Origin of the sequence: Erwinia sp. SLM-02 (assembly GCF_037450285.1) — a bacterium.
GTDB lineage: Bacteria > Pseudomonadota > Gammaproteobacteria > Enterobacterales > Enterobacteriaceae > Erwinia.
Genome location: NZ_JAQISN010000001.1, coordinates 2,798,190 through 2,821,485 on the forward strand (window position 1 = coordinate 2,798,190; position 23,296 = coordinate 2,821,485).

Below are 23,296 nucleotides of genomic sequence, written 5' to 3' on the forward strand. Positions count from 1 at the left end.
TACGTTATTGCTAACGTTGGATAAGCGGTTGAATTTTATTATCAATAGCTTCTCGTGCACGAAAAATTCGTGAACGAACCGTACCCACCGGACAGTCCATAATGACCGCTATCTCTTCATAGCTCAGGCCATCCAGCTCGCGCAGCGTAATCGCCATGCGCAGGTCTTCGGGTAACGTTTCGATAGTACGAAAAACTATCTGTTTCAGTTCTTCTGACAACATTAAGTTCTCAGGGTTCGAAATTTCTTTCAGTGCTCCCGCACTTTCAAAGTTTTCTGCGTCGATAGCGTCCACATCGCTGGACGGCGGACGACGCCCCTGAGCCACCAGATAATTTTTAGCCGTATTGACGGCAATTCGGTAGAGCCAGGTATAGAAAGCACTATCCCCCCGGAACGATTCCAGCGCACGATAGGCCTTAATAAATGATTCCTGCACTACGTCAGGAACATCTCCTGATGGTACATAGCGGGAAACCAGACTCGCCACTTTATGCTGGTAGCGCACCACCAGTAAATTGAATGACTTCTGATCGCCCTTCTGCACGCGCTCAACGAGAATCTGATCCGTTAACTGCTCGCTCATCCGAGGTAAAATCTCCCCAAATCTGTTTCCACGCGTAACCAAACTCCCAGTGATAACCCAATATTATTTTCGAGCAAGCACGCGATTTGAGTGGTTTTCATTGGAGAAGTTCCATTACGCCATTATTTTTGTGGTGTCATCGCAGCATATTTACAAATCAGCACGCCTTTTTGTGCATTTTTACCGATTTGTGAGCCACTGCCTTTCTTCTGATTCTGAAATCATTGTTCATCACCCCGACGACGCCCGCAGAGTAACGCATGGGGCCAGGATTTTCACCCTCTAATCGCTTCAAAAAGCTTCGGTTCACACTATTAACAGCCCTGACCTGCGCATGAAGGCTGCCGTGGCGGGGAGGATCGCCGCCTCTTTATTCCACACCCACTCTGCATACTGGTCGATAAAAAGCCTTTTTGCCTGGTTAATTTGAGTGCTATGCTCAGCAAACAACCTGTTTAGTAAATTAAACACCATGACGCATTCTTCCGATTACAGCTGTGACGTCTTAATTATTGGCAGCGGCGCAGCGGGCCTTTCGCTGGCGCTGCGACTGGCGGAAAAACACCGCGTGACCGTGCTAAGCAAGGGTCCGGTCAGTGAAGGCTCCACGTTTTATGCGCAGGGCGGGATAGCTGCGGTGTTTGATGAAACTGACAGCATCGAGTCCCATATTGAAGATACGCTGATCGCCGGCGGTGGCTTATGCGAACGCGACGCCGTATCGTTTATCGCCAGCAATGCCCGCCACTGCGTGCAGTGGCTAATCGATAACGGCGTGCTTTTCGATAAAGAAACCCCGGAAAATAGCGCAGAGCGCTATCATCTGACCCGCGAAGGCGGGCACAGTCATCGGCGTATCCTGCACAGCGCAGACGCCACCGGCAGAGCGGTGGAAACCACGCTGGTCAGCCAGGCGCTCAGCCACCCCAATATTACGCTGATTGAACGCAGCAACGCCGTTGACCTGATCGTCTCCGACAAAATCGGCCTGCCGGGCGAACGCCGGGTGGTCGGCGCCTATATCTGGAACCGCAAACGTGAAAAGGTTGAGTCCTGCCGCGCACGGTCCGTGGTGCTGGCAACCGGCGGCGCAGCCAAAGTCTATCAATACACCACCAATCCGGATGTGGCTTCCGGTGACGGGATCGCCATGGCCTGGCGCGCCGGCTGTCGGGTAGCCAACCTGGAGTTTAACCAGTTCCATCCCACCTGCCTGTTCCACCCCGATGCCCGCAACTTCCTGCTGACCGAAGCGCTGCGCGGTGAAGGAGCGCTGCTCAAACGCCCGGATGGTTCCCGGTTTATGCCGGACTTCGATCCGCGCGGCGAGCTGGCACCGCGAGACATTGTCGCCCGCGCCATCGACCACGAGATGAAGCGGCTGGGTGCCGACTGCATGTACCTGGATATCAGCCATCAGCCGCCGGAGTTTATCCGCGCCCACTTCCCCACCATTTTCGAAAAGCTGCTGACGCTGGGCTTCGACCTGACGCGCCAGCCGATCCCCATTGTGCCGGCGGCGCACTATACCTGCGGCGGCGTGATGGTCAACCAGCAGGGGCAAACCGATCTCCCCGGGCTGTACGCCATCGGGGAAGTCAGCTACACCGGCCTGCACGGGGCGAACCGGCTGGCGTCTAATTCGCTGCTGGAGTGCCTGGTTTACGGCTGGTCGGCGGCGGAAGATATCGACCGTCGTCTTGCCGACGTTGAGCCGGTGGCGGCGCTTCCGGTATGGGACGAAAGCCGGGTGGATGATTCCGATGAGCGGGTGGTTATCCAGCATAACTGGCATGAACTGCGGCTGTTTATGTGGGACTACGTGGGGATTGTCCGCACCACCAAGCGGCTGGAGCGTGCGCTGCGGCGCATCAACACCCTGCAGCAGGAAATTGACGAGTATTACGCCAATTTCCGCATTTCAAACAACCTGCTGGAACTGCGCAATCTGGTACAGGTTGCTGAACTGATGGTGCGGTGCGCCCTCGACCGCAAAGAGAGCCGCGGCCTGCACTTTACGCTTGATTATCCCGAAGCGCAGGGAGAAGCCAGACCGACGATCCTGGCTCCCCGACTAGCGGAATAAATAGAAGTCGCGGGTCAGGCTGCAGTGCGCTTCCGAGTAGCGCTGATCCGGCCCGCGAATGGTCATGCGATCCAGCATCTGCTCACCCGCTTTCGGCGACAGCGCCAGCATCACCCGGTTCGGTGGCCGGGTATCGTTATCCGCCACATCGGTGCGAAAACGCAGATGCCAGCCGCGCTGCAGGGCGATTTCCACCAGCGCACTGCCCGCGGATTCCGGCAGGATCACGCAGAAAAAACCGTCTTCAGTAATGACCTGCTCGGCGCAGCCCAGCAGGGCTTCATGCGTGAGCGCGCCGGTGTAACGAGCGGAGGCGCGCTCCGGGGTGGCACAGTCAGAGCCGGGGGAAAAATACGGCGGGTTGCTGACAATCAGCGAATAACGCTGTTCACAGTCCGGTGCCCATTGCAGGATATCGGCCTGATGGATCTGGATCCGCCCGGGCCACGGCGACGCGGCCACGTTTTCCAGCGCCTGATCCGCCGCCGCCACATCCAGCTCAACGGCATCTATCTGCACCGTCTCCGCCGTGCGCTGGGCCAGCATCAACGCGATCAGGCCACTCCCGGTGCCGATATCCAGCACACGGCGCACGTTGGCAACCGGCGCCCAGGCTCCGAGCAGTACACCGTCCGTGCCCACTTTCATGGCGCAACGATCGTGAGCGACAAAAAATTGTTTAAAGGTAAACCCGTTGGCACGGAGAATGGCTTTCTGTTGCGACATTTGACTGACCTGAAAGAGAAACGGCGCTAGCATAGGGCAAACCGTGACGAAGGAAAAGTCATTAACCCGATACAAACAGATGAAGATCGCGTTCAATCTGTCTATAATCAGCGCCCCAAACTGAGGTAGACCATGACTGTAACCACTTTTTCCGAACTCGAACTAGACGAAAGCCTGCTGGAAGCCCTGCAGGAAAAAGGCTTCACGCGCCCCACAGCCATTCAGGCCGCGGCGATCCCGCCAGCACTGGAGGGTCGCGACGTTCTGGGTTCGGCACCAACCGGTACAGGCAAAACTGCGGCCTACCTGCTGCCCGTTCTGCAGCACCTGCTCGACTTCCCGCGTAAGAAGTCCGGCCCGCCGCGTGTTCTGATCCTGACGCCTACCCGCGAGCTGGCGATGCAGGTGGCCGATCAGGCGCGCGAACTGGCTAAGCATACCCATCTGGACATTGCGACCATCACCGGCGGCGTGGCCTTTATGAACCACGCGGAAGTGTTCAGCGAAAACCAGGATCTGGTGGTGGCCACCACCGGCCGTCTGCTGCAGTACATTAAAGAAGAGAACTTCGACTGCCGCGCGGTTGAAACCCTGATCCTTGATGAAGCCGACCGCATGCTGGACATGGGCTTCGCGCAGGATATTGAGACGATTAGTGCCGAAACGCGCTGGCGCAAGCAGACGCTGCTGTTCTCCGCCACCCTGGAAGGTGAAGCCATCAAGGACTTCGCCGAGCGTATCCTGAATGAGCCGGTTGAAGTTGAAGCCGACCCGGCGCGTCGCGAACGCAAAAAAATCCAGCAGTGGTATTACCGTGCGGATGATACGCAGCACAAAACCGCCCTGCTTATCCACCTGCTCAAGCAGCCGGAAGTGACCCGTGCGGTGATCTTCGTGCGTAAGCGCGAGCGCGTTCATGAAGTCTGCGCGTGGCTGCGTGAAGCCGGGATCAATACCAGCTACCTTGAGGGTGAGCTGGTGCAGGCCAAGCGTAACGAAGCGATTAAGCGCGTTGTTGAAGGCCGGGTGAACGTACTGGTTGCCACCGATATCGCCGCGCGCGGCATTGATATCGATGATGTCAGTCACGTGTTCAACTTTGATATGCCGGTAACGGCGGATACCTACCTGCACCGCATTGGCCGTACCGGTCGCGCCGGTAAGAAAGGTATCGCTATCTCGCTGGTTGAAGCGCACGACAACCTGCTGCTGGGTAAAATCAGCCGCTATATTCAGGAACCGCTGAAGTCGCGCATCATCGAAGAACTGCGTCCGACCACCCGCCCGCCAAACGAGAAGCTAAAAGGCAAACCGTCGAAGAAGGTGCTGGCGAAGCGCAAAGAGAAGAAAGAAAAGGCGAAAGAAGACGAGAAGCCACGCGCTAAAGTCCGCCACCGCGACGCCAAAAATGTCGGTAAGCGCCGTAAGCCAAGCGCAGCAAAAACCGACGGTGCTGAATAATCGCACTGCATGATAAGAAACCGCCTTCGATGGGCGGTTTTTTTTCGCCCCCGAGCGGTAAAAACGGGCCGTTGGCGCTAATTCCTGCTGATAGATAAATTATCGGCTGACGCCGGATTACCCGATCGTTCCTGAAATCCATAAAAACGCCAGCAATCAGTGAATTAAACTGATTGCCGGCGTGATGCGTTTATCGACAGGTCACCCAATGAAAGCGGTGATTATGGCTTATAAACTCTCAGTAAAGGTACGGGTAATCACATCGCGCTGCTGTTCTGGCGTCAGTGAGTTAAAACGTACCGCATAGCCGGAAACGCGGATGGTTAACTGCGGGTATTTTTCCGGATGCTTCACCGCTTCTTCCAGCGTTTCACGGCTCAATACGTTCACATTCAGGTGCTGGCCACCTTCGACACGGACCTCGGGTTTAACCTCCAGCGGAATTTCGCGATATTCGATTTGACCCAGATCGCTGACCGGCACAACCTGATCTTCGCTGTAGCCCGATTTCGCGCACACGCAGCGTGCTTCTGCTTTCTCGCTATCCAGCAGCCAGAATGAATTCAGCAGCGCGCTGTTTTTTGCTTGAGTAATTTGGATTCCGGTAATCATGGTGTTGCCTCCCAGGCAGTGGCGCAGGGTGAAACTGCGCCCGGATGAATGGATAAACCAGTCTTCTGTATATCAGTCCCGGAACTCGCCCTCTTTGACCCAAATCAACTACGGAAAAACCTGAAAACCCGTTCTGGAAGTAACTTTATGTTTTATATCAATTTTACCCAATCATTAATTTCTAAAAATTTTGTAAATATTCAATTATTTTTTAAGGTTTAACCCCATTCCAAACCACGTTAAGCTACGCGCTCTACAGACTTAAAGGAGTTGGCGATGGTCAATACCATGACCTGGCACGATGTGCTGGCTGAGGAAAAAGAGAAACCGTACTTCAGGGAAACGCTGGCGGCGGTCGCCGCAGAGCGTGCGGCCGGCAAAACGGTTTATCCGCCACAGAAAGACGTCTTTAACGCCTTTCGCCTGACCGAGCTGGGGCAGGTGAAGGTGGTGATCCTCGGACAGGATCCCTATCACGGCCCGAATCAGGCACACGGCCTGGCTTTTTCCGTCCTGCCCGGCGTGGCGGTTCCCCCTTCGCTGGTGAATATGTATAAAGAGCTGGTGACGGACATTCCCGGATTTGAGCGGCCCGGCCACGGTTTTCTGGAAAGCTGGGCGCGCCAGGGCGTGATGCTGCTGAACACCGTGCTGACCGTTGAAGGCGGCAAGGCGCATTCCCACGCTAAGTTTGGCTGGGAAACGTTTACCGATAACGTGATTGCCGCGATCAATCAGCATCGCGAGGGCGTGGTCTTTCTGCTGTGGGGTTCCCATGCGCAGAAGAAAGGCAGCATTATCGACCGCCAGCGCCACCACGTTTTACAGGCACCCCACCCTTCCCCGCTGTCGGCCCATCGCGGTTTCTTCGGCTCCGCCCACTTCTCCAAAACCAATCAGTGGTTAGCAGAACGGAATGAAGCGCCGATCGACTGGACGCCGCACCTTCCTGAATAACGGCGAAAAAAAAAGCACCTTTCGGTGCTTTTTTTTACATTCGGTGCATCAGCCTTTGGCTTTTGCCACCGCAACCATCGCCGGACGTAGCAGGCGACCGTTCAGGGTGTAGCCGCGCTGCATCACCATCATCACGTGATTTGGCGCAACGTCTTCTGATTCCATCATCGACATCGCCTGATGAACGTCCGGGTTGAACGGCACGTTGGTTTCACCCACCACTTCAACGCCGAATTTACCCACCGCGTTCAGCAGTGATTTCATCGTCAGATCGATACCTTCGATCATGGAAGCCAGTTCCGGGTTGGTTTTGTCTGCTACTTCCAGCGCGCGTTCAAGGCTGTCGATCACCGGCAGCAGCTCGTTGGCGAATTTTTCCAGCGCAAATTTATGCGCCTTTTCAACGTCCAGTTCCGCACGGCGGCGAATATTTTCAATCTCGGCCTGAGCGCGCAGCTGTGCATCACGCACGCCGCCCAGAGATTCAGCCAGCTGAGCTTCCAGCTGCGCAATGCGTTCATCGCGCGGGTCTACCCCACCTGCTGCCTCTGCGTCCTGGTTTTTCGCCTGCTCGATCTCAATTTCGTCTGAGACTTGCTCGTTTGGTGTGTTCTGTTCTTTACTACTCATGAATTTCTCCGCGTTTGTGCATATTCCATCGCTGGTTCGCTTATTATGGGGATCAGAATCGCGGTTTCAAGGGAACCAGTCACATTGTCGGGGGAGTTTACCTCGTAAGGAATGCCAGAATCATGAACAGCCACTTCAACTGCATCGGGATTGTCGGTCATCCCCGGCATCCTACCGCGCTGACCACGCATGAAATGCTGTACCGCTGGCTGACCGCGCGCGGCTATCAGGTGATTATTGAGCGCCAGATTGCCCGGGAGTTGAAACTGGACGGAGTGGAAACCGGTACGCTGGCTGAAATTGGCCAGAAGGCGGACCTCGCGGTGGTGGTCGGCGGGGATGGCAACATGCTCGGCGCCGCGCGCGTGCTGGCGCGCTACGACATTAAGGTCATCGGCATCAACCGCGGTAATCTCGGTTTTCTGACCGACCTGGACCCGGATAACGCCCAGCAGCAGCTGGCGGACGTGCTGGAAGGCGAATACTTTGTTGAAAGCCGTTTCCTGCTGGAAGCGCAGGTTTGCCGCCAGTCGGGCGCGCCGCGCATCGGCACCGCCATCAATGAAGTGGTTCTGCATCCGGGCAAAGTGGCCCATATGATTGAGTTTGAAGTTTATATCGATGAGAGCTTCGCCTTTTCGCAGCGTTCCGACGGCCTGATCATCTCCACGCCAACCGGCTCCACCGCCTATTCTCTTTCAGCGGGGGGCCCGATCCTGACCCCGTCGCTGGACGCGATTGCCATCGTGCCGATGTTCCCCCACACCCTGTCGGCGCGGCCGCTGGTGATAAACAGCAGCAGTACGATCCGCCTGCGCTTTTCCTCCCTGCGCAGCGATCTGGAAATCAGCTGCGACAGCCAGATCGCCCTGCCGATTCAGGAAGGGGAAGATGTGCTGATCCGCCGCAGTGACTATCACCTGAATCTGATTCACCCTAAAAATTATAACTATTTCAATACGCTAAGTTCAAAACTCGGCTGGTCAAAAAAATTGTTCTAAAACTGCACCTGGCTACTTTACTGGTCATAAAACCAGTATATACTGTATGAAAAACCATATATGTGTTTTCATACAGGAAGGCAACTATGCTGGCACAACTGACCATCAGTAACTTTGCTATCGTTCGTGAACTGGAGATCGACTTTCAGCACGGCATGACGGCAATCACCGGCGAAACCGGTGCGGGTAAGTCCATCGCTATCGATGCGCTGGGGCTTTGTCTGGGTGGTCGTGCCGAAGCGGATATGGTTCGCCAGGGCGCCCCGCGTGCGGACATCTGCGCCCGCTTCTCGTTGAAGGATACGCCTTCCGCCCAGCGCTGGCTGAGCGAAAACCAGCTTGATGACGGCAACGAATGCCTGCTGCGCCGCGTGATCGGCAGCGACGGCCGTTCGCGTGGCTTTATCAACGGCACTTCGGTGCCGCTCTCCCAGCTGCGTGAGCTGGGCCAGGCGCTGATTCAGATCCACGGCCAGCACGCACATCAGCTGCTGCTGAAACCCGAACATCAGAAAGCCCTGCTGGACGCCTATGCCGGCGAAACGCTGCTGCTGCAAAACATGGCGCAGCGCTATCGCCAGTGGCACCAGAGCTGCCGTAACCTCGCCCATCATCAGCAGCAGACCCAGGAGCGTGAAGCGCGCCGTGAACTGCTGCAGTACCAGCTGAAAGAGCTGAACGAGTTCGCGCCGGTACAGGGCGAATACGAGCAGATCGATGAAGAGTACAAGCGCCAGGCCAACAGCGGTCATCTGCTTTCCGTCAGCCAGCAGGCGCTGCTGGTGCTGGCGGATGGCGAAGACCACAACCTGCAAAGCCAGCTGTATACCGTTCGCCAGCTGATGGCCGAGCTGACCGAGATGGATGATAAACTCAGCGGCGTGTTCGGCATGCTGGAAGAGGCCGCCATCCAGATTAGCGAAGCCAGCGACGAACTGCGCCACTACTGCGACCGTCTGGATCTGGATCCGAACCGTCTGCACGAGCTGGAACAACGCCTTTCACGGCAGATTAGCCTCGCCCGCAAGCACCATATCGCGCCGGAAGAACTGCCCGGCTTCCATCAGCAATTGCTGGCGGAACAGCTGCTGCTGGAACAGCAGGAAAGCGATCAGGATGAACTGATGCAGGCGGTGGCGCAGCATCATGCCGCAGCCCTCCACTGCGCGGAACAGCTGCACGAGCGCCGCGCTCACTTTGCTGAAGAGCTGAGCCGCCTGATTACCGAAAGCATGCACGCGCTGTCGATGCCGCACGGGCGCTTCGCCATCGACCTGCAGTTCAATCCTGAGCATCTGACCGCCGAAGGCGGCGACCGGATTGATTTCCGGGTCAGCACCAACCCCGGGCAGCCGCTGCAGCCGCTGGCGAAAGTAGCCTCCGGCGGTGAGCTGTCGCGCATTGCGCTGGCCATTCAGGTGATTACCGCCCGGAAGATGGATACGCCGGCCCTGATCTTCGATGAGGTTGACGTCGGCATCAGCGGCCCGACCGCCGCCGTAGTGGGTAAAATGCTGCGCCAGCTGGGGGAATCCACCCAGGTGATGTGCGTGACCCACCTGCCGCAGGTGGCAGGCTGTGGACATCAGCACTTCTTTGTCAGCAAAGAAACCGACGGCGAGATGACCGAAACCCATATGCAGTGCCTGGACAAACGTTCTCGCCTGCAGGAACTGGCGCGTTTACTGGGCGGCAGCGAAGTCACCCGCAACACGCTGGCGAACGCAAAAGAACTTTTAGCCGCCTGAACATTGCACTTTTTTATCGGTTTGTGGTCATATCCTTGCTTCGCAGAGGTTTCAAACTGCGTAAAGGTTTATTATCATCGGCAACTTACGCTGGTATCGTAGTTGTACTCTGATAGACCCAGATTGCCGGGGCGGCTGCTTCAGGTGGGTGGGGATACAAATAGCCACAAAGGAATAAACATACTTATGCGCTGTAAAACGCTGACTGCTGCTGCGGTGGTTCTTCTGATGATGACCGCTGGATGTTCCACTCTGGAGCGAGTGGTTTACCGGCCTGATATCAACCAGGGTAACTACCTGGTTGCCAATGATGTTGCCAAGATCCACACCGGTATGACGCAACAGCAGGTTGCTTACACTCTGGGTACCCCGATGATGCACGATCCGTTTGGCAGCAACGTCTGGTATTACGTATTCCGCCAGCAGCCTGGCCATGAGCCCGTCAAGCAGCAGACTCTGACGCTGACCTTTGACAGCAACGGAACGCTGACCAACATTGATAATAAACCGGCTCTGACAAAGTCTGAGGGTTAATCCGCTGCGCCATCACCGGCGTAGAAGGGAAATAAAATAAGGCGCTGATGCGCCTTATTTTTTTGCCGCGCGTTCAGCCCGCTGGCGGCGCAGTTCTTTCGGGTCAGCAATCAGCGGCCGGTAGATCTCAATACGATCGCCGCTCTGCACCTCATCATGCAGCTTGACCGGACGGCTGAAGATGCCGACCTTATTTGCACTGAGATCGATATCGCTGCGCAGGTCGAGCAGGCCCGACGCTTTAATCGCCTGTTCAACCGTGCTCCCCTCCGCCACCTTCACGCTGTAGAGATACTGCTTTTCCGGCAGGGCATAAACCACTTCAACCGCGATATCAGGCACTGTAGACCTCTTTGGCACGCAGAGTGAATGCCTGAACCATGCTGCTGGCCAGCTCTTTAAAGATGCGGCCGAATGCCAGTTCAACCAGCATATTGGTGAACTCGAAGTCCAGGTTCAGTTCAACCTTACAGGCTTCTTCACTCAGTGGCGTAAAGCGCCAGCCGCCGCTCAGCTTGCGGAACGGCCCATCGACCAGTTGCATATGGATGCTCTGGTTATCCGTCAGGGTATTGCGGGTAACAAAGGTTTTACTGATGCCGGCCTTAGAAACATCTACGGACGCGGTCATCTGATCGTTGCTGGCATCCAGCACGCGGCTGCCGGTGCAGCCCGGCAAAAATTCCGGATAGCTGTTAACATCATTGACTAACCGGTACATTTGCTCAGCACTGTACGGCACCAGCGCCGAACGACTAATCTGGGACATAACCATTCCTGTCTAATCTTAGAACTTATAAATAATACCATTGCCGGGATTCAAACAAAAATTCTCTCCTGCCTGGCTTCTGCTAGAATACCCTTTTCCCCTTTCGGTCGCGTTACAGGGGATGCCAAAAATCACCGCTTCATGTACACTAAGTGGCACTATGACAAAGAAAAAAGCAAACAAACCCGGTTCCGCTACCATTGCCATGAACAAGCGCGCCCGCCACGAATACTTCATTGAAGAAGAGTTCGAAGCCGGGCTTTCGCTACAGGGATGGGAAGTCAAATCTCTCCGCGCCGGTAAGGCCAATATCAGCGACAGCTACATTCTGCTGCGCGACGGTGAAGCCTTTCTGTTCGGTTCTACATTCCAGCCGTTGAGCGTGGCCTCTTCGCACGTGGTTTGCGATCCTACTCGTAGCCGCAAGCTGCTGCTGAAGCAGCGCGAACTCGACACCATCTTTGGTAAAGCCAACCGCGACGGATACACTATCGTGGCGCTGTCAATGTACTGGAAAAACGCCTGGGCCAAGCTGAAGATCGGCGTGGCGAAAGGTAAGAAAGAGCACGACAAGCGTGATGACATCAAAGAGCGCGAATGGAAATTAGACAAATCGCGCATTATGAAGCACGCTAATCGCTAAGCTACTGGCACAGCGGCAGGTTTTTCTGATATACTGATTTTCTACTTGGGGCTGATTCTGGATTCGACGGGATTTGCGAAGCCCTAGGAGCATGCCGAGGGGCGGTTTGCCTCGTAAAAAGCCGCAAAAAAATAGTCGCAAACGACGAAAACTACGCTTTAGCAGCTTAATAACCTGCTAATAGCCCTCTCTCCCTAGCTTCCGCTCTTAAGACGGGGATCAAAGAGAGGTCAAACCCAAAAGAGATCGCGTGGAAGCCCTGCCTGGGGTTGAAGCGTTAAAACTAATCAGGCTAGTTTGTTAGTAGCGTGTCCGTCCGCAGCTAACCGGCGAATGTAAAGACTGGACTAAGCATGTAGTGCCGACGGTGTAGTAATTTCGGACGCGGGTTCAACTCCCGCCAGCTCCACCAAATTCTTCAGCGGCGATACCAGAATTGTCCGCCGAAGTCCTGAAAGCCCGCAAAGTGAAAGCTTTGCGGGCTTTTTTGTGCGTGAGATTTTCCGTGAGGTCTGAAGTAAACTAATTAATTCCGAACATTCCCAACATCTCTAAGCACCTTGATCGGCTCAATTAAAAGCTTTATTGTTTTCGTTGGGTCTAAACGTATAGGGACTTGCTTTGGCTAAAGAAAAAACCTCTATCCGCGAAGGAAACCGAATTCACCAAACCTAAAGATGCCGATTACCAGTTGTATGATGGTGACGGGCTTACTCAGCTAATCAAGTCCAGCGATTGTAAACTCTGGCAGTTCCGCTACTATCGGCCTCTGACAAAGTTGCGAGCCAAACAGAGCTTCGGTGCCTACACTGCCGGCGTCTATGCCATAACAGATATCTAATTGCAAGAGCTTGAGTGTCATGCCAAACAATGAAAAATATCGTTCTGTAAAACAAAGAACGACAAAAAAGAATAGGACAAACGAATTGTGTATATCCTATCTTCAAACTAAGTGGAGGACTATCTTAACTACAAGATTCGCATATTTTTTTGAGAAGTCCCCCCAAAGTGGTAAGCGCATGGAGCTGATAATAGACTGTATGATAAAAAGTCTAGAGTCCCTCTACTTGCAGTTTTCGGACTTGAAGGATACTCAGTTCAACACGCAAGTAATGCTTCCTGATATAGGTGTATATTCCCAGCGAATTGCAGAGATGCTGTTTTACTACAGGCTTTTGGGGATGGGCTTCGTCGATATTAAAAGTAAAGATGCTGGGCCAGACTTTGTCGCTAAGAAAGATGGTGAGATTTTTTGTTTTGAAGTGGTCACGCCAACACCGCAAGATTCTATCAGAGAGCTTATTAGGCGAAGCAATCTAGTGCCTGAAGAGCGTGATTTAGTGTTTCGTGAGCGTTTGTTGTCAGTCACTTCAGCTATCAAGGCGAAATTGAACCAGTTCGAAACTCACAAATCGTCACGACACGTACCAGAAGGTGCCCACTACATAGTTGTTGTTAATGATTCAATGCTACTACCCTATGACCAGCCCTGGTATGGAGCGATGGCTGAGCTCTGCTTTGGTGACAGTACTTTACCGATTGCCGTGGATGCTACGCTAGGTTCTGGGGACATCGATTTCACTGACCTTCTGGGTGAAGCATCTGCGAAGAATGAAAGTGACGAGTTTCAAAATCTCGTAATCAGGAGCAATTTTGGCGTTTCTATTAATGGAGGGAAGCAAGTTACTCCAGATAACTCTATGCTACTTATGAAAATTAGGAAGACAATCCTAAGCCGAAAGAGCACCGACACTGTCATGGTCGATATTGTAGAGTCTATAGGTGTTGCGGGGATTTATCAGATAACATTGCGGGAGGACCTGATGTTCTACCATTGTTTTAAATCTGGTCAGACTATAATGCCTGCTTCCGCATTGATTAGCTCGGTAAAGAATAAAAATTTGGTCAGAAACTCAATATTTTCCACATCAACATATGCCAAGGATGAGGATCTAATTCAACCCCCCATGTCACCTGCGCGTACGATTGGTTACGAGCCACAAGATTTTAATAACCAAGCTGCTTATAACACTTTTTTCAGACCTTTTTTGGAAGGTGGAGAGTTTTATACGCCACCTGAACCTCAAGGTTATTCGATAATTGAAGCTCTCGGCAGCGTTTTTGTTGGAGTGACAGGGGCCGGGTTGTAGCTATGGCATTCGCTAGCTAATTACTAGCATTCACAGATGGAGTACTTTATGCAGATGCATATCGCTCGGCGCCTTTCCGAGGCAATTGGTAGTTGGCTACATATGGAATTTTGCTGTTATAGAGCAGGACTATTTTCTGAAAATTCATTAAAGGCCGCAGTGGGTCAGGTTCTTAGCTCATTCCCAATTCTAGCAAAAGGTGAGCGTATTCACGCTGATTTCCCTCACGATCTCTTAAATCCTAGTGCTAAATCTGGCCGTAAGAAAGAATTAGACTTTGCACTAGTTCTTGCTGGGCGCGGGATACCAAAACGAAATGCCCAAATTGCCGTAGAAACAAAGTGGGCAGGTTCATCGCATTGCACTCCATCGAAAATTTTTCAAGATTTTTTGCGGCTATCGGAAATTAAACGAGGAGATCCAGATACTGTTTGTATTTTCGTGTTAGCAGGATCGCATCTGCAGGTTATTAAACTCTTGAGTGGGATGCCCTTTACGTCGTCTGGCAAAAAAAATACCGGGGTAGGCTCATCCGGTAATGAGAGAAGACTGAGACCCAATAATACAAACATGGATCATCGATGTTACTTCTCTAAACCAATTAAGGAGTTATCCTCTGCAGGCTTTACTCTTCCGGAGTCGTTTGTTTGCCAATCACACGGCATACACCCACGTCAAACAGTTGGCGGCACCGTGGATTTTCAAGCGATAGCGTGGGAAATAAAGTCTGTTTCAGCAGTTAGTCTCAACACAAAAGTTTGGTAGATAAGCGCTACTATTCATTCCCGTAGTTCCCCTATAGAGGGTGCCTTAATGCCAAGGTCAGGAAGCAATCAGCTTTGGCTATTTCTTGCCCTCAACCAAGGATAGGTAGAGGTGGCCTTGTGAGCATCCCGGTTAAATGTAAGCAGACCCATTTTATTTCCACGCACTTTTTGAGATTTCCGGTTTTTCAGCCATCATCCAGTACTCTTCCGGTGTCAGGTTATTCAGGGATTCATGAGGCCGCTCGCTGTTATATTTCGTCAACCAGCGCTCTGTAATTTCTCGTACTTCATTCAGCGTTCTGAACAGATAAAAATCCATTATTTCAGTCCGGTATGTCCGGTTAAAACGCTCGATAAATACGTTCTGTGTCGGTTTGCCTGGCTGGATAAATTCCAGCATCACACCATGCTCTTCTGCCCATTGCGCCAGAGCCAGTGATATCAGTTCCGGTCCGTTATCCACCCGCATCTTCAGCGGATAACCACGGTTTGTCACCATTCTGTCCAGCACCCGCACGACCCGCTGCGCCGGGATATTCAGATCGATTTCGATGGCCAGGGCCTCGCGGTTAAAATCATCAACGACGTTGAACGTCCGAGAATGCAGGCTACATGTCAGCGCATCGTGCATAAAATCAACAGACCAGCTTTGGTTGAGTGCTTCCGGTGTTATCAGTGAGGCCGAGTTGAGCGCTGGCAGGCGTTGTTTACCTTTACGACGAAAATTGAGTTTCAGAAGGCAGTAAATCCTGTGGACACGCTTGTGGTTCCAGACGTTGCTCTGCCTGCGAAGCACCTGAAAAAAATTCTTAAAGCCATAGCGCGGATAGCGTTCGGCCGCCTCAGTCAGCCTTTGGATCACCGGTTCATCACGCCATGTGCCCGGTTGATAGTGAAACACGGTCCTGCTCAGCGATAACATCCTACAGGCATGACGTATGCTCATCGTAAATTGCGCGGTCAGATAGCTGACGATCTCACGTTTTATCGCTGGTTTTAAAGCTTTTTTTCGATGACGTCTCTCAGTGCCCGACATTCAAGACTCAGGTCGGCAAGCATCTGCTTCAGGCGACGATTCTCGTCTTCAAGATCTTTTATCTTTTTGATATCAGCTGCTTCCATCCCGCCTTACTTTGCTTTCCAGTTGTAATAGCCGGCTTCGGAAATAGCGGCCTCACAGCAGACATCTTTGACGGTTCGTCCGAATTCGACGGACTTGAGCACGGCGATAATCTGGTGTTCGGTGAATCGTATCTTACGCATAGCGATCTCCTCAGGGGACATAGTCAGTATGTCGGAAGATCTCTAAAAGTGAATGGGACTTTTTAGCGGGATGCTTACACACGGCTTCCAGCTTCTAGTCTTTCGTCAGTACTTTCGCCCAAGAGCCGCCCGAAGCGCCTCCTTATCCAGCATGACTTCGGCAAGAAGCTTCTTGAGTTTGGCATTCTCTTCCTCATGCGACTTCAGGCGCTTGACCTCAGGAACTTCCATGCCGCGATGCTTCTTACGCCATGTATAAAATGTGGCATCTGAAATGGCGTACATGTTACAGAGTTCACGGGCGATACCCCGGCTTCAGCCTAGCGAAGAATACTGATAATCTGTTGGTCGGAAAAACGCTTTTTCATGGGGATATCCTCACATGGCTTATGAACACTTTACTAACATTGCGGTGTACTAATCAACGGGGAGCAGGTCACGCTGTCTCATTGCGTGGCAGATCCTAACCCTTGTCCACCCTCCTGAGGCCTCCGATGTTCGCTTGACAAAGATTAATTTCAATGCAAAGCACTTGACGATTCCAGGCGAACAGATGGGGGCAAAGCAAGAACATATTATTCATTTGTCATCTCAACCATTAGATATTTTAGATGTAATGACGTCTATCAGTGCTCATAGCGAACATCTTTCTCCAAGTAGAAATGATCTAAGACATTCAATGAATAGCTAGACCGCTAATGCAGCTTTAAAACGAATCGGATATGGTGGTAAATTGGTGGCCCATGGTTTAAGGTCAATAGTAGGTACTGCAATGAACGAAAAAGGATTCACTGCTGATGTGATCGAAGCAGATCTTGCTCATTCAAAAAAAGCGTTGGGATGAGCTTATAACCATACAACATACATGAACAAAGAAAGCGTTTTTGTGAGTTGATGGGGAATTTGTGAAAAAAAATCAAAAGACAAGCATTAGATACTTAGACACATAATTTTCAACCTAAGGAATGATTATGATTTTAACTAACGTTGAACTTGGTCCTTTCCGTTCGATTAACACTGCCCAAAGCTGTGCTATTGACCATAGAATAACTGTTCTAGTAGGCATGAACGAAGCCGGAAAAACAGTCTTTCTTCAGGGAATACATAAAGCAAGCGATGCACTAGGTTCAGAGAGTTTTGATGTTATAGAAGATTATCCTAGAAAAGACCTTACACGTTATAATAAAACACACCAAGATAAACCAGAAATCGCCATCAAGCTGACATATCTTCCTGAAAAAGATGAACTTGATCGCGTAAATAAACTATACAGCACTGATCTCAAGGAAGGGTTTTCTTATTCAATTTCAACGAATTACAAAAACATTAGAACCGTAAATATATCTATCGATGAAAAACCAATAATTGATAAAATACTAAACTCAGGGGACTTTTCCTCTGACACCATATTGCATTTAAGAAATGCAACAACGATTAGAAAGCTCGTTGAATCTTTAGATGACTTAGACTTAAACGAAAGCGAGCAAAAATCCCATCAAAAATTATCAGCAAGAATAAAAGCATGTCATTGGGATAACATAACCAGTCAAGAAGTTTTTAAACACTTGGACTTATCACAGCCAAAAACGTTATATTTCAGTGACTATGACATTCTACCTGGAAAACTAAACATTAAAGACTTGGCGCGTAGATATAAATTATCTGAAAGTGATCCAACTCAATTAACAGCTAAACATAAATCCATTTTAGCACTACTGAGGATGGCAGATGTCAGCATTGATGAGCTTTCTGATACGGATGGTTATGAGTCACTAAAAGCTAAAATAGAAGGCGTATCTAACAGCTTAACTGACCAAATAATGCAGTTCTGGAAACAGAATGAAAATATAGAAGTTGTTGTAGATATTCAGAGTGATTCTAAAGATGAAGCTCCATTTAATGATGGAGCCAACATATACCTTCGCATAAAAAACAGCAGACATAGAGTGACCACGCCTTTCGATAAAAGAAGCCGTGGTTTCATATGGTTCTTTAGCTTTTTAGTGTGGTTTGATAGTGTACAATATCAGTTCAATACAGAAGACGAAGATAGGAAACTTATATTATTGCTCGATGAGCCAGCACTAGCATTACATGCTCTAGCACAATCTGACTTCCTTAATTACATAGATCACCTATCAAAAAATCATCAAGTTATTTATACTACCCACTCTCCCTTCATGGTTCATCCTGATAGATTAAATCAAGTTCGCATGGTTGAAGATAAAGATAAGATTGGGACTATAATAACAGAAAACCTTTCGAGTACTGATCCCAGAACAATATTCCCCCTTCAGGCCGCCCTTGGTTGGGATATTGCACAAAATTTATTTATATCAAAGAGAAATCTTTTAGTTGAAGGGCCATCTGAACTTATTTACCTTAAACAACTATCAGCTTATCTCGAAGCAAAGAACAGAACTGGATTGAATGAAAACATAACTATTGTGCCTACTGGCGGGTTAGATAAAATAATAACATTCATTGCTTTACTTGGCGCAAACAATCTTAATATAGCAGTACTTCATGATTATGATGGAAAAAGCAACCAGAAGTTGGATGAAATGATAAAAAACAAAACAATACATCCAAAATCCATTAAAAACACCTCTATGTACACCGAAAACAAAGACAAACCTAGTGATATAGAGGATCTGTTATCAAACAAAATCTACCTTGATTATTTCAACAAAACATTTGGTAGTCAAATTCAAGAAAAAATAAAACTAACAGATTTACCTTCTGGCACTAGAATTGTAGAGCGGATTAATAGACACCTTAAAGAAAAAAACATATCGCTGAGACCTTCCGGAGGTTTTAATCATTACCTCGTCGCTTCGACATTTGGTACCACACCACCGAAAATAATTGACGATAAAACATTAGATAAATTTGAAATTCTTTTTAAAGATGTCAATAACATACTAAATTAAATCACATTTTTAAGGGAGGGGGGTGCATCCCCTCCTAAAAAAAATTTTAGATTAAGATGCATTAATAACATCTGAATTCTGTATTTTCCTATATGTGATCTGCTCCATAGACGTTTGGGAGTGGCATTAAGGCTAAGGTGATAATCACAGCACCCACTATCCGTATAACATCGCAATGTGCAACGGCGGCATGCGAAACCATTGAAGAATGGTTTTTATCTAGCGCGCAATGATTCCCCCTCTCAGCCTGCTCGTTGTTTCAGGCGCACACTATTCAACTGCATGAAAAAGTTAAAGAAAATGTCATGGCAGCGGCATCTGGCAGGATTAGTGTGACCGGAATGAAGAGCCGTTGAGTCCGGCGTCTGGCGTTCGCGCACCGGCGGCGGACCAGTTGCCTATTCCGGCTGCGGTGATTCTGTAATCACCTTAGTGATGCTCTCGCTGACCTTAAAAGTACCTGAGTAATCCAGATTACTACACTAGTGATCGCGCTCCCTAACCTGCTCCGACATGTAGCGGCTGGACTTGGTGTGAGCGGGGCTTTTGCAGTACGAGCAGTGCGGCAGCCCAAACTCTTCAGCGGCTATGTCAGGCCGATAATTTGCATTTATATAGCTAACTGCTCACGACATGCGCCCACCCAGAGCAACCCCATCACCCACTATTTAAATCATTATGTCTGTCGTTCAGAACCCTGCCCTATCACAGACTCTTCCAGTCAGGCAGTTTGTTTTTCCACCTGCCCCAGTAATGGAATAGTGCCATGGATATACCAAACAGCAAACCGGTCAAGAGGGCGGTAGACACCGCACGCAACACGCTGAAATCCTGATGTTGCCAGTGACTAAACCACATAATAACGCCCCACAGAGGGCCGAACCAGGCGGTATATAACAACGTATTCAGCCAGAAAGGGGCAAACGGTGGGGGCGGTACTTTACCCCCAAGCTTCCAGCACAAGCGCAGGATCGGTGGCGCATAATTGCTCCGCCACATCTTTTTTTCCTCCAGCAGCGCTATTGCCTTTTTCTTCTTGCCTTCAAACGTCATCTGAATCCTTCCATCAGGTATCTTTAAGTAATGTCTGATAATAGGCTTTATCCAGAGTCAGTTAAAGCGTAAATCAATCAACGTTCAGCCCTGCCTGCCCCACCCAACTACCGATTATTCAGCATCCAGTATTTATAAGCCGTTCTGATGCAGTCATGCGCATCGCTGCCTATGCGGGGGATGCCGTGTCCGCCAACGACCACGGTTGGCTTGAGGTCCAACTGCCACAGTCTGGCAAAGCTTTCTCCCAGCTTTTCGCCGCTGTAGGTCATATCCCCTTTCCAGCCGGTAAAGGCGGCAGCGCCGGTTTCGCCGTCCGGGAAAAACATGTCGCCGCTGAACAGCACGCGGTCTTCGCCCAGCGTCAGGTAGTACAGTACGCTGCCGTCGGTATGGCCCGGGGCCAGGTAAACCTGAATCGTCAGGTCGCCGATTTGCAGCACCGTATCGCGGTCAAAGGTTTGATCCGGCGTACAGGGCGGCATCACGTGGTTGGTCTGCGGGCTGTTCAGGCCCAGATGGCCGTCAGTCAGCATCTGCGCGTCTGCCGCCCCCACGCACACTTTCGCCCCTTTCTGCTGAAACCAGGCGGCGCAGCCCGCGTGGTCGTCGTGGCCGTGCGTCATTAAAACGTGGGTGATGCGATCCTCGCTGATGTCCCAGTGGCGGAGGTTCGCCAGAATAGTATCCCGCGCGCCGGGAACGCTGCAGTCAATCAGGATAAAGCCCTCGCTGTGCTCTACGGCGTAGGCGTTGCCCAGCCTGCCGTAGGTGCCGCCTGAAACAAGGTACAGTCTTTTTCTAATCTGCATCGCGGTTAGTCCTTTTGCATTGCATCCATATATTCAACGAGTTCAGTTTTGATATGCCCAACCTTCAGGCCGTATATCACCTGGGCACTGTTCCCTTTCACAAATACACCGGCCGCCCCCGTCTGGCTGAGCAGCGCCTTATCAACCTTCTCACCGTTGAGTAAGGTCACGCGCAGCCGCGTTGCGCAGTTGTCCACCTCTTCGATATTGCCCAGGCCACCCAGTCCGGCAACGATTTGTGCGTTTCGTTCGCTCAGGGTGTCAGCGGGCAGATCCTTACCGGCACCACCGGCATCGCTTTTTTTACTGCTGACGTAGTCCGACCGGCTGTGCAGGCGGACATCGTCCGCACGATCTTCGCGACCGGGCGTTTTCAGTTTCAGTCGGGTAATCGCCACCCGGAACGTAATGTAGTAGAGGAAGGCAAACGCCACGCCGGTCAGCACCAGGGGGATCCAGTGCGTGCGGTCGTTGCCGGGGATCACGCCGTAGATCAGAAAGTCAAAGAACCCGCCCGAGAAGGTATAGCCCACGCCGGCATGAAGCAGGTAAACCACCGCAAAGGCAAAGCCGGAAAGCACACAGTGGATCCCGAAGTAGAGCAGCGGCGAAGCGAACAGGAATGAAAACTCCAGCGGCTCCGTGATCCCGGTGAGGAAGGAGGTAATCGATGCGGAAAACAGCAGTCCTTTGGCTTTGGTTTTATTTTCTTTATACGCCGTGTGGTACATCGCCAGCGCCGCAGCCGGGAAGCCAAACATCATAATGATGTAGTTGCCGGAATAGAATTTCGCCACTTCGGGGCTGATGACGTCGCCGTGGCCGAGTTGAGCAAACAGAATATTCTGCGCGCCCACCACCACTTCGCCGCCCACGGTGGCGGTGCCCCCCAGCGCAGTCTGCCAGAACGGCATATAGAATACGTGGTGCAGGCCGGTGGGGATCAGCGCCCGCAGGATCACCCCGTAGAGGAACACGCCAAACTCCCCCATCCGGGCAATGCCTGCGCCCAGCGAGGCAATGCCTCCGGCAATCCACGGCCAGACAAGGGCAAAGGCGATGCCGATAACGATAGCCGCCACGCAGGAAATTATCGGGATAAAGCGCTCGCCGGAGAAAAAGGCCAGCATGTCCGGCAGAACGATTTTACAGAAGCGGTTATGCAACACCGCAACCGCGATACCGATAACCACCCCACCCAGCACGCTGGTGTTCATGGTGTTCTTAAAGCTCATGAAGTCAGAAATCAGTCCGGGCGTTTTGAGCAGCAGGTCAAGGTCCAGAAAGTTTTTGACGGTGCTGGAAAGTGCGGCGTTCATCACGAAATACGCTATCAACGCCGACAGTGCCGCCACTTCTTTACTGCTTTTCGCCAGGCCAAGCGCCACCCCGACGGCAAACAGCAGTGGTAAGATGCCGAACAGAATACTGCCGCTGTCCGTCAGCACGGAGACCAGCCGGAACGCTAAACTGCCCTCATCAAGCAGCGTGCTGCGTGCCGGGTTGGTCAGGGTTGACCCCACGCCCAGTAATAAACCTGCCAGAGGAAGCACTGCGATAGGCAGAACGAATGACTTACCTACTTTTTGTAGAAAATTGAAGACGTTATTATCCATGTCGCACAACCTCCGGGAGAAACGGAATTGAAATCGAGTCTGACCATGACAGGGTTGACTATAAATCCGCACTGCATCGGAATGCAATAATTTGCATTAAAATGCTTAACTCAGATCAAATAATTGCAGAACAATGCACCCGGTGTTAGGCTGCATGCATCAAGGAGCCAGCCATGCTGATTGAAGACCGTTTAGAGAAGATCAAAAAAATCATTCAGGAAAACAAGAGCGTTTCCATCGAAACGCTGGTCGCCAGAACGGGCGTATCTAAAGACACCGTCCGCCGCGACCTGATCAGGCTTGAGCAGGACAACATCATCAAACGTACGCACGGTGGCGCGGTGTTCAATAACCGCGATGCTCTGATTTTTGATTACACAGAGCGTGCAGGCACCCTGAACCCGGTTAAAGAAAGCATTGCAGAGCAGGCCGCCCGGCTGATTAACGACAATACCAGCGTGATTTTTGATGCCTCGACCACGGTGGAGTCGGTCATCCGTCAACTCGGCGATAAGCCGATGCGGGCGATTACCAACTCACTGACCAATGCCAGCCAGCTGGCAAAAAATAAGGCCTGCGAGGTCAAACTGCTGCCGGGAACCCTGCACAAGGAGCAGCTGTTTTTATTCGGAGGAGAGACGATTCAGAAGCTGGCGGAGTATCACGTTGATTCCGTCCTGCTGGGCATTTTTGCCATCTCTGAAAAAGGCGTTTTCATTCATACCGAAGAAGAAGGCCTGGTGAAAAGGCAGATGGTGCTGCAGGGAACCAAAGTTATTGCCCTGGCCGATCACACAAAAATTAATACCACCGGATTTTTTAAGGTCTGCGATCTCTCGCAGATAGATGTACTGATTACGGACAGTCGTCCCGACGACAATTTTATGAAGGCGTTAAAGGAACATGACGTCGAACTCATTCTGACTACTACGTTAACGTGAGGTTAATT

At 51.3% G+C, this 23,296-nt stretch carries 21 protein-coding genes, 1 other RNA gene and 4 pseudogenes; 14 read left to right on the forward strand and 12 right to left on the reverse strand.

Annotated elements, in window-relative coordinates:
• Positions 1–10 precede the first annotated feature (10 nt).
• A complete protein-coding gene (gene rpoE, locus PGH32_RS12870) occupies positions 11–586 on the reverse strand; it encodes an RNA polymerase sigma factor RpoE (protein WP_105593184.1) in 576 nt (191 codons plus the stop codon).
• Between the two features lie 472 nt (positions 587–1,058).
• Between rpoE and nadB the strand changes: the two genes are divergently transcribed.
• The gene (nadB, locus tag PGH32_RS12875; RefSeq protein ID WP_337894207.1) at positions 1,059–2,672 is read left to right on the forward strand and encodes an L-aspartate oxidase; all 1,614 of its coding nucleotides are present in this window, start codon (positions 1,059–1,061) and stop codon (positions 2,670–2,672) included.
• On the opposite strand, the gene trmN is transcribed toward nadB, so the two are convergent.
• Positions 2,661–3,398 carry a tRNA(1)(Val) (adenine(37)-N(6))-methyltransferase TrmN gene (gene trmN / locus PGH32_RS12880; protein ID WP_337894208.1) on the reverse strand — a complete coding sequence of 246 codons (738 nt, stop codon included), beginning with the start codon at positions 3,396–3,398 and terminating at the stop codon, positions 2,661–2,663. The two genes, nadB and trmN, sit on opposite strands and share 12 nt — an antisense overlap.
• Before the next feature lie 132 nt (positions 3,399–3,530).
• Here trmN and srmB point away from each other — a divergent pair, with 132 nt between their 5' ends.
• On the forward strand, positions 3,531–4,859 hold the full coding sequence (gene srmB, locus PGH32_RS12885) for an ATP-dependent RNA helicase SrmB (RefSeq protein WP_314422752.1): 1,329 nt from the start codon (positions 3,531–3,533) through the stop codon (positions 4,857–4,859).
• Positions 4,860–5,087: 228 nt separating this feature from the next.
• Here the strand turns inward: srmB and grcA are convergent, their stop codons facing one another.
• A complete protein-coding gene (grcA, locus tag PGH32_RS12890; RefSeq protein ID WP_200561566.1) occupies positions 5,088–5,471 on the reverse strand; it encodes an autonomous glycyl radical cofactor GrcA in 384 nt (127 codons plus the stop codon).
• Positions 5,472–5,747: 276 nt separating this feature from the next.
• On the opposite strand from grcA, the gene ung reads away from it, so the two are divergent.
• Positions 5,748–6,428: a uracil-DNA glycosylase gene (gene ung / locus PGH32_RS12895; RefSeq protein ID WP_337894209.1), complete on the forward strand. Its 681-nt coding sequence runs from the start codon at positions 5,748–5,750 to the stop codon at positions 6,426–6,428.
• 48 nt (positions 6,429–6,476) lie between these two features.
• Here ung and grpE read toward each other — a convergent pair whose 3' ends face one another.
• Positions 6,477–7,058, reverse strand: a complete 582-nt coding sequence (gene grpE / locus PGH32_RS12900) for a nucleotide exchange factor GrpE (protein ID WP_337894210.1) — start codon at positions 7,056–7,058, stop codon at positions 6,477–6,479.
• Positions 7,059–7,180: 122 nt separating this feature from the next.
• On the opposite strand from grpE, the gene nadK reads away from it, so the two are divergent.
• The 3 genes from nadK (at position 7,181) to bamE (ending at position 10,341) form a co-directional block, all read left to right on the forward strand.
• Positions 7,181–8,059 carry an NAD(+) kinase gene (gene nadK, locus PGH32_RS12905; protein ID WP_314422744.1) on the forward strand — a complete coding sequence of 293 codons (879 nt, stop codon included), beginning with the start codon at positions 7,181–7,183 and terminating at the stop codon, positions 8,057–8,059.
• Between the two features lie 86 nt (positions 8,060–8,145).
• Positions 8,146–9,807: a DNA repair protein RecN gene (gene recN / locus PGH32_RS12910; RefSeq protein WP_337894211.1), complete on the forward strand. Its 1,662-nt coding sequence runs from the start codon at positions 8,146–8,148 to the stop codon at positions 9,805–9,807.
• Positions 9,808–9,993: 186 nt separating this feature from the next.
• Positions 9,994–10,341: an outer membrane protein assembly factor BamE gene (gene bamE, locus PGH32_RS12915; RefSeq protein ID WP_314422739.1), complete on the forward strand. Its 348-nt coding sequence runs from the start codon at positions 9,994–9,996 to the stop codon at positions 10,339–10,341.
• Between the two features lie 54 nt (positions 10,342–10,395).
• Here bamE and PGH32_RS12920 read toward each other — a convergent pair whose 3' ends face one another.
• Together PGH32_RS12920 and PGH32_RS12925 are read right to left on the reverse strand one after the other, a co-directional pair.
• Positions 10,396–10,683 carry an RnfH family protein gene (locus tag PGH32_RS12920; RefSeq protein ID WP_337894212.1) on the reverse strand — a complete coding sequence of 96 codons (288 nt, stop codon included), beginning with the start codon at positions 10,681–10,683 and terminating at the stop codon, positions 10,396–10,398.
• The gene (locus PGH32_RS12925) at positions 10,676–11,110 is read right to left on the reverse strand and encodes a type II toxin-antitoxin system RatA family toxin (protein WP_314422734.1); all 435 of its coding nucleotides are present in this window, start codon (positions 11,108–11,110) and stop codon (positions 10,676–10,678) included. Before PGH32_RS12925 ends, PGH32_RS12920 begins: the two co-directional genes overlap by 8 nt.
• A gap of 160 nt (positions 11,111–11,270) precedes the next feature.
• Between PGH32_RS12925 and smpB the strand changes: the two genes are divergently transcribed.
• From smpB to PGH32_RS12950, 5 genes and pseudogenes are all read left to right on the forward strand, one after another.
• Positions 11,271–11,753: an SsrA-binding protein SmpB gene (smpB, locus tag PGH32_RS12930; RefSeq protein ID WP_200545635.1), complete on the forward strand. Its 483-nt coding sequence runs from the start codon at positions 11,271–11,273 to the stop codon at positions 11,751–11,753.
• Positions 11,754–11,800: 47 nt separating this feature from the next.
• Positions 11,801–12,165: a transfer-messenger RNA gene (ssrA, locus tag PGH32_RS12935) on the forward strand.
• Between the two features lie 204 nt (positions 12,166–12,369).
• Positions 12,370–12,567 (forward strand): annotated as a pseudogene (locus tag PGH32_RS12940) (integrase); the annotation flags it as partial.
• Positions 12,568–12,613: 46 nt separating this feature from the next.
• On the forward strand, positions 12,614–13,903 hold the full coding sequence (locus tag PGH32_RS12945; RefSeq protein ID WP_337894213.1) for a hypothetical protein: 1,290 nt from the start codon (positions 12,614–12,616) through the stop codon (positions 13,901–13,903).
• A gap of 48 nt (positions 13,904–13,951) precedes the next feature.
• Positions 13,952–14,668, forward strand: a complete 717-nt coding sequence (locus PGH32_RS12950; RefSeq protein ID WP_337894214.1) for a hypothetical protein — start codon at positions 13,952–13,954, stop codon at positions 14,666–14,668.
• A gap of 153 nt (positions 14,669–14,821) precedes the next feature.
• On the opposite strand, the pseudogene PGH32_RS12955 reads toward PGH32_RS12950, so the two are convergent.
• Both PGH32_RS12955 and PGH32_RS12960 read right to left on the reverse strand, forming a co-directional pair.
• Positions 14,822–15,933, reverse strand: a pseudogene (locus tag PGH32_RS12955) (IS3 family transposase).
• A gap of 111 nt (positions 15,934–16,044) precedes the next feature.
• Positions 16,045–16,301 (reverse strand): annotated as a pseudogene (locus tag PGH32_RS12960) (transposase); the annotation flags it as partial.
• A gap of 68 nt (positions 16,302–16,369) precedes the next feature.
• Here PGH32_RS12960 and PGH32_RS12965 point away from each other — a divergent pair.
• Both PGH32_RS12965 and PGH32_RS12970 read left to right on the forward strand, forming a co-directional pair.
• Positions 16,370–16,765, forward strand: a pseudogene (locus PGH32_RS12965) (tyrosine-type recombinase/integrase); the annotation flags it as partial.
• A 139-nt stretch (positions 16,766–16,904) separates the two neighbouring features.
• Positions 16,905–18,866, forward strand: coding sequence for an AAA family ATPase (locus PGH32_RS12970; protein WP_337894215.1), 1,962 nt, complete (start codon positions 16,905–16,907; stop codon positions 18,864–18,866).
• Between the two features lie 482 nt (positions 18,867–19,348).
• Here PGH32_RS12970 and PGH32_RS24710 read toward each other — a convergent pair whose 3' ends face one another.
• From PGH32_RS24710 to PGH32_RS12985, 4 genes are all read right to left on the reverse strand, one after another.
• Positions 19,349–19,480, reverse strand: coding sequence for an ogr/Delta-like zinc finger family protein (locus tag PGH32_RS24710; protein ID WP_443112776.1), 132 nt, complete (start codon positions 19,478–19,480; stop codon positions 19,349–19,351).
• 91 nt (positions 19,481–19,571) lie between these two features.
• Entirely contained in the window at positions 19,572–19,919 is a 348-nt protein-coding gene (locus PGH32_RS12975) for a DUF6404 family protein (protein ID WP_314422723.1), read from the reverse strand.
• 107 nt (positions 19,920–20,026) lie between these two features.
• On the reverse strand, positions 20,027–20,731 hold the full coding sequence (locus tag PGH32_RS12980) for an MBL fold metallo-hydrolase (RefSeq protein ID WP_337894216.1): 705 nt from the start codon (positions 20,729–20,731) through the stop codon (positions 20,027–20,029).
• A gap of 5 nt (positions 20,732–20,736) precedes the next feature.
• On the reverse strand, positions 20,737–22,347 hold the full coding sequence (locus PGH32_RS12985) for a PTS transporter subunit EIIC (protein WP_337894217.1): 1,611 nt from the start codon (positions 22,345–22,347) through the stop codon (positions 20,737–20,739).
• A 173-nt stretch (positions 22,348–22,520) separates the two neighbouring features.
• Here PGH32_RS12985 and PGH32_RS12990 point away from each other — a divergent pair, with 173 nt between their 5' ends.
• Positions 22,521–23,288 carry a DeoR/GlpR family DNA-binding transcription regulator gene (locus PGH32_RS12990; protein ID WP_337894218.1) on the forward strand — a complete coding sequence of 256 codons (768 nt, stop codon included), beginning with the start codon at positions 22,521–22,523 and terminating at the stop codon, positions 23,286–23,288.
• Positions 23,289–23,296 lie beyond the last annotated feature (8 nt).

What these genes read in the sequence shown, in the direction of transcription:
- rpoE (WP_105593184.1), bottom strand. Translation starts at nt 586, where the DNA reads ATGAGCGAGCAGTTAACGGATCAGATTCTCGTTGAGCGCGTGCAGAAG.
- nadB (WP_337894207.1), top strand. Translation starts at nt 1,059, where the DNA reads ATGACGCATTCTTCCGATTACAGCTGTGACGTCTTAATTATTGGCAGC.
- trmN (WP_337894208.1), bottom strand. Translation starts at nt 3,398, where the DNA reads ATGTCGCAACAGAAAGCCATTCTCCGTGCCAACGGGTTTACCTTTAAA.
- srmB (WP_314422752.1), top strand. Translation starts at nt 3,531, where the DNA reads ATGACTGTAACCACTTTTTCCGAACTCGAACTAGACGAAAGCCTGCTG.
- grcA (WP_200561566.1), bottom strand. Translation starts at nt 5,471, where the DNA reads ATGATTACCGGAATCCAAATTACTCAAGCAAAAAACAGCGCGCTGCTG.
- ung (WP_337894209.1), top strand. Translation starts at nt 5,748, where the DNA reads ATGGTCAATACCATGACCTGGCACGATGTGCTGGCTGAGGAAAAAGAG.
- grpE (WP_337894210.1), bottom strand. Translation starts at nt 7,058, where the DNA reads ATGAGTAGTAAAGAACAGAACACACCAAACGAGCAAGTCTCAGACGAA.
- nadK (WP_314422744.1), top strand. Translation starts at nt 7,181, where the DNA reads ATGAACAGCCACTTCAACTGCATCGGGATTGTCGGTCATCCCCGGCAT.
- recN (WP_337894211.1), top strand. Translation starts at nt 8,146, where the DNA reads ATGCTGGCACAACTGACCATCAGTAACTTTGCTATCGTTCGTGAACTG.
- bamE (WP_314422739.1), top strand. Translation starts at nt 9,994, where the DNA reads ATGCGCTGTAAAACGCTGACTGCTGCTGCGGTGGTTCTTCTGATGATG.
- PGH32_RS12925 (WP_314422734.1), bottom strand. Translation starts at nt 11,110, where the DNA reads ATGTCCCAGATTAGTCGTTCGGCGCTGGTGCCGTACAGTGCTGAGCAA.
- smpB (WP_200545635.1), top strand. Translation starts at nt 11,271, where the DNA reads ATGACAAAGAAAAAAGCAAACAAACCCGGTTCCGCTACCATTGCCATG.
- PGH32_RS12945 (WP_337894213.1), top strand. Translation starts at nt 12,614, where the DNA reads ATGCCAAACAATGAAAAATATCGTTCTGTAAAACAAAGAACGACAAAA.
- PGH32_RS12950 (WP_337894214.1), top strand. Translation starts at nt 13,952, where the DNA reads ATGCAGATGCATATCGCTCGGCGCCTTTCCGAGGCAATTGGTAGTTGG.
- PGH32_RS12970 (WP_337894215.1), top strand. Translation starts at nt 16,905, where the DNA reads ATGATTTTAACTAACGTTGAACTTGGTCCTTTCCGTTCGATTAACACT.
- PGH32_RS12975 (WP_314422723.1), bottom strand. Translation starts at nt 19,919, where the DNA reads ATGACGTTTGAAGGCAAGAAGAAAAAGGCAATAGCGCTGCTGGAGGAA.
- PGH32_RS12980 (WP_337894216.1), bottom strand. Translation starts at nt 20,731, where the DNA reads ATGCAGATTAGAAAAAGACTGTACCTTGTTTCAGGCGGCACCTACGGC.
- PGH32_RS12985 (WP_337894217.1), bottom strand. Translation starts at nt 22,347, where the DNA reads ATGGATAATAACGTCTTCAATTTTCTACAAAAAGTAGGTAAGTCATTC.
- PGH32_RS12990 (WP_337894218.1), top strand. Translation starts at nt 22,521, where the DNA reads ATGCTGATTGAAGACCGTTTAGAGAAGATCAAAAAAATCATTCAGGAA.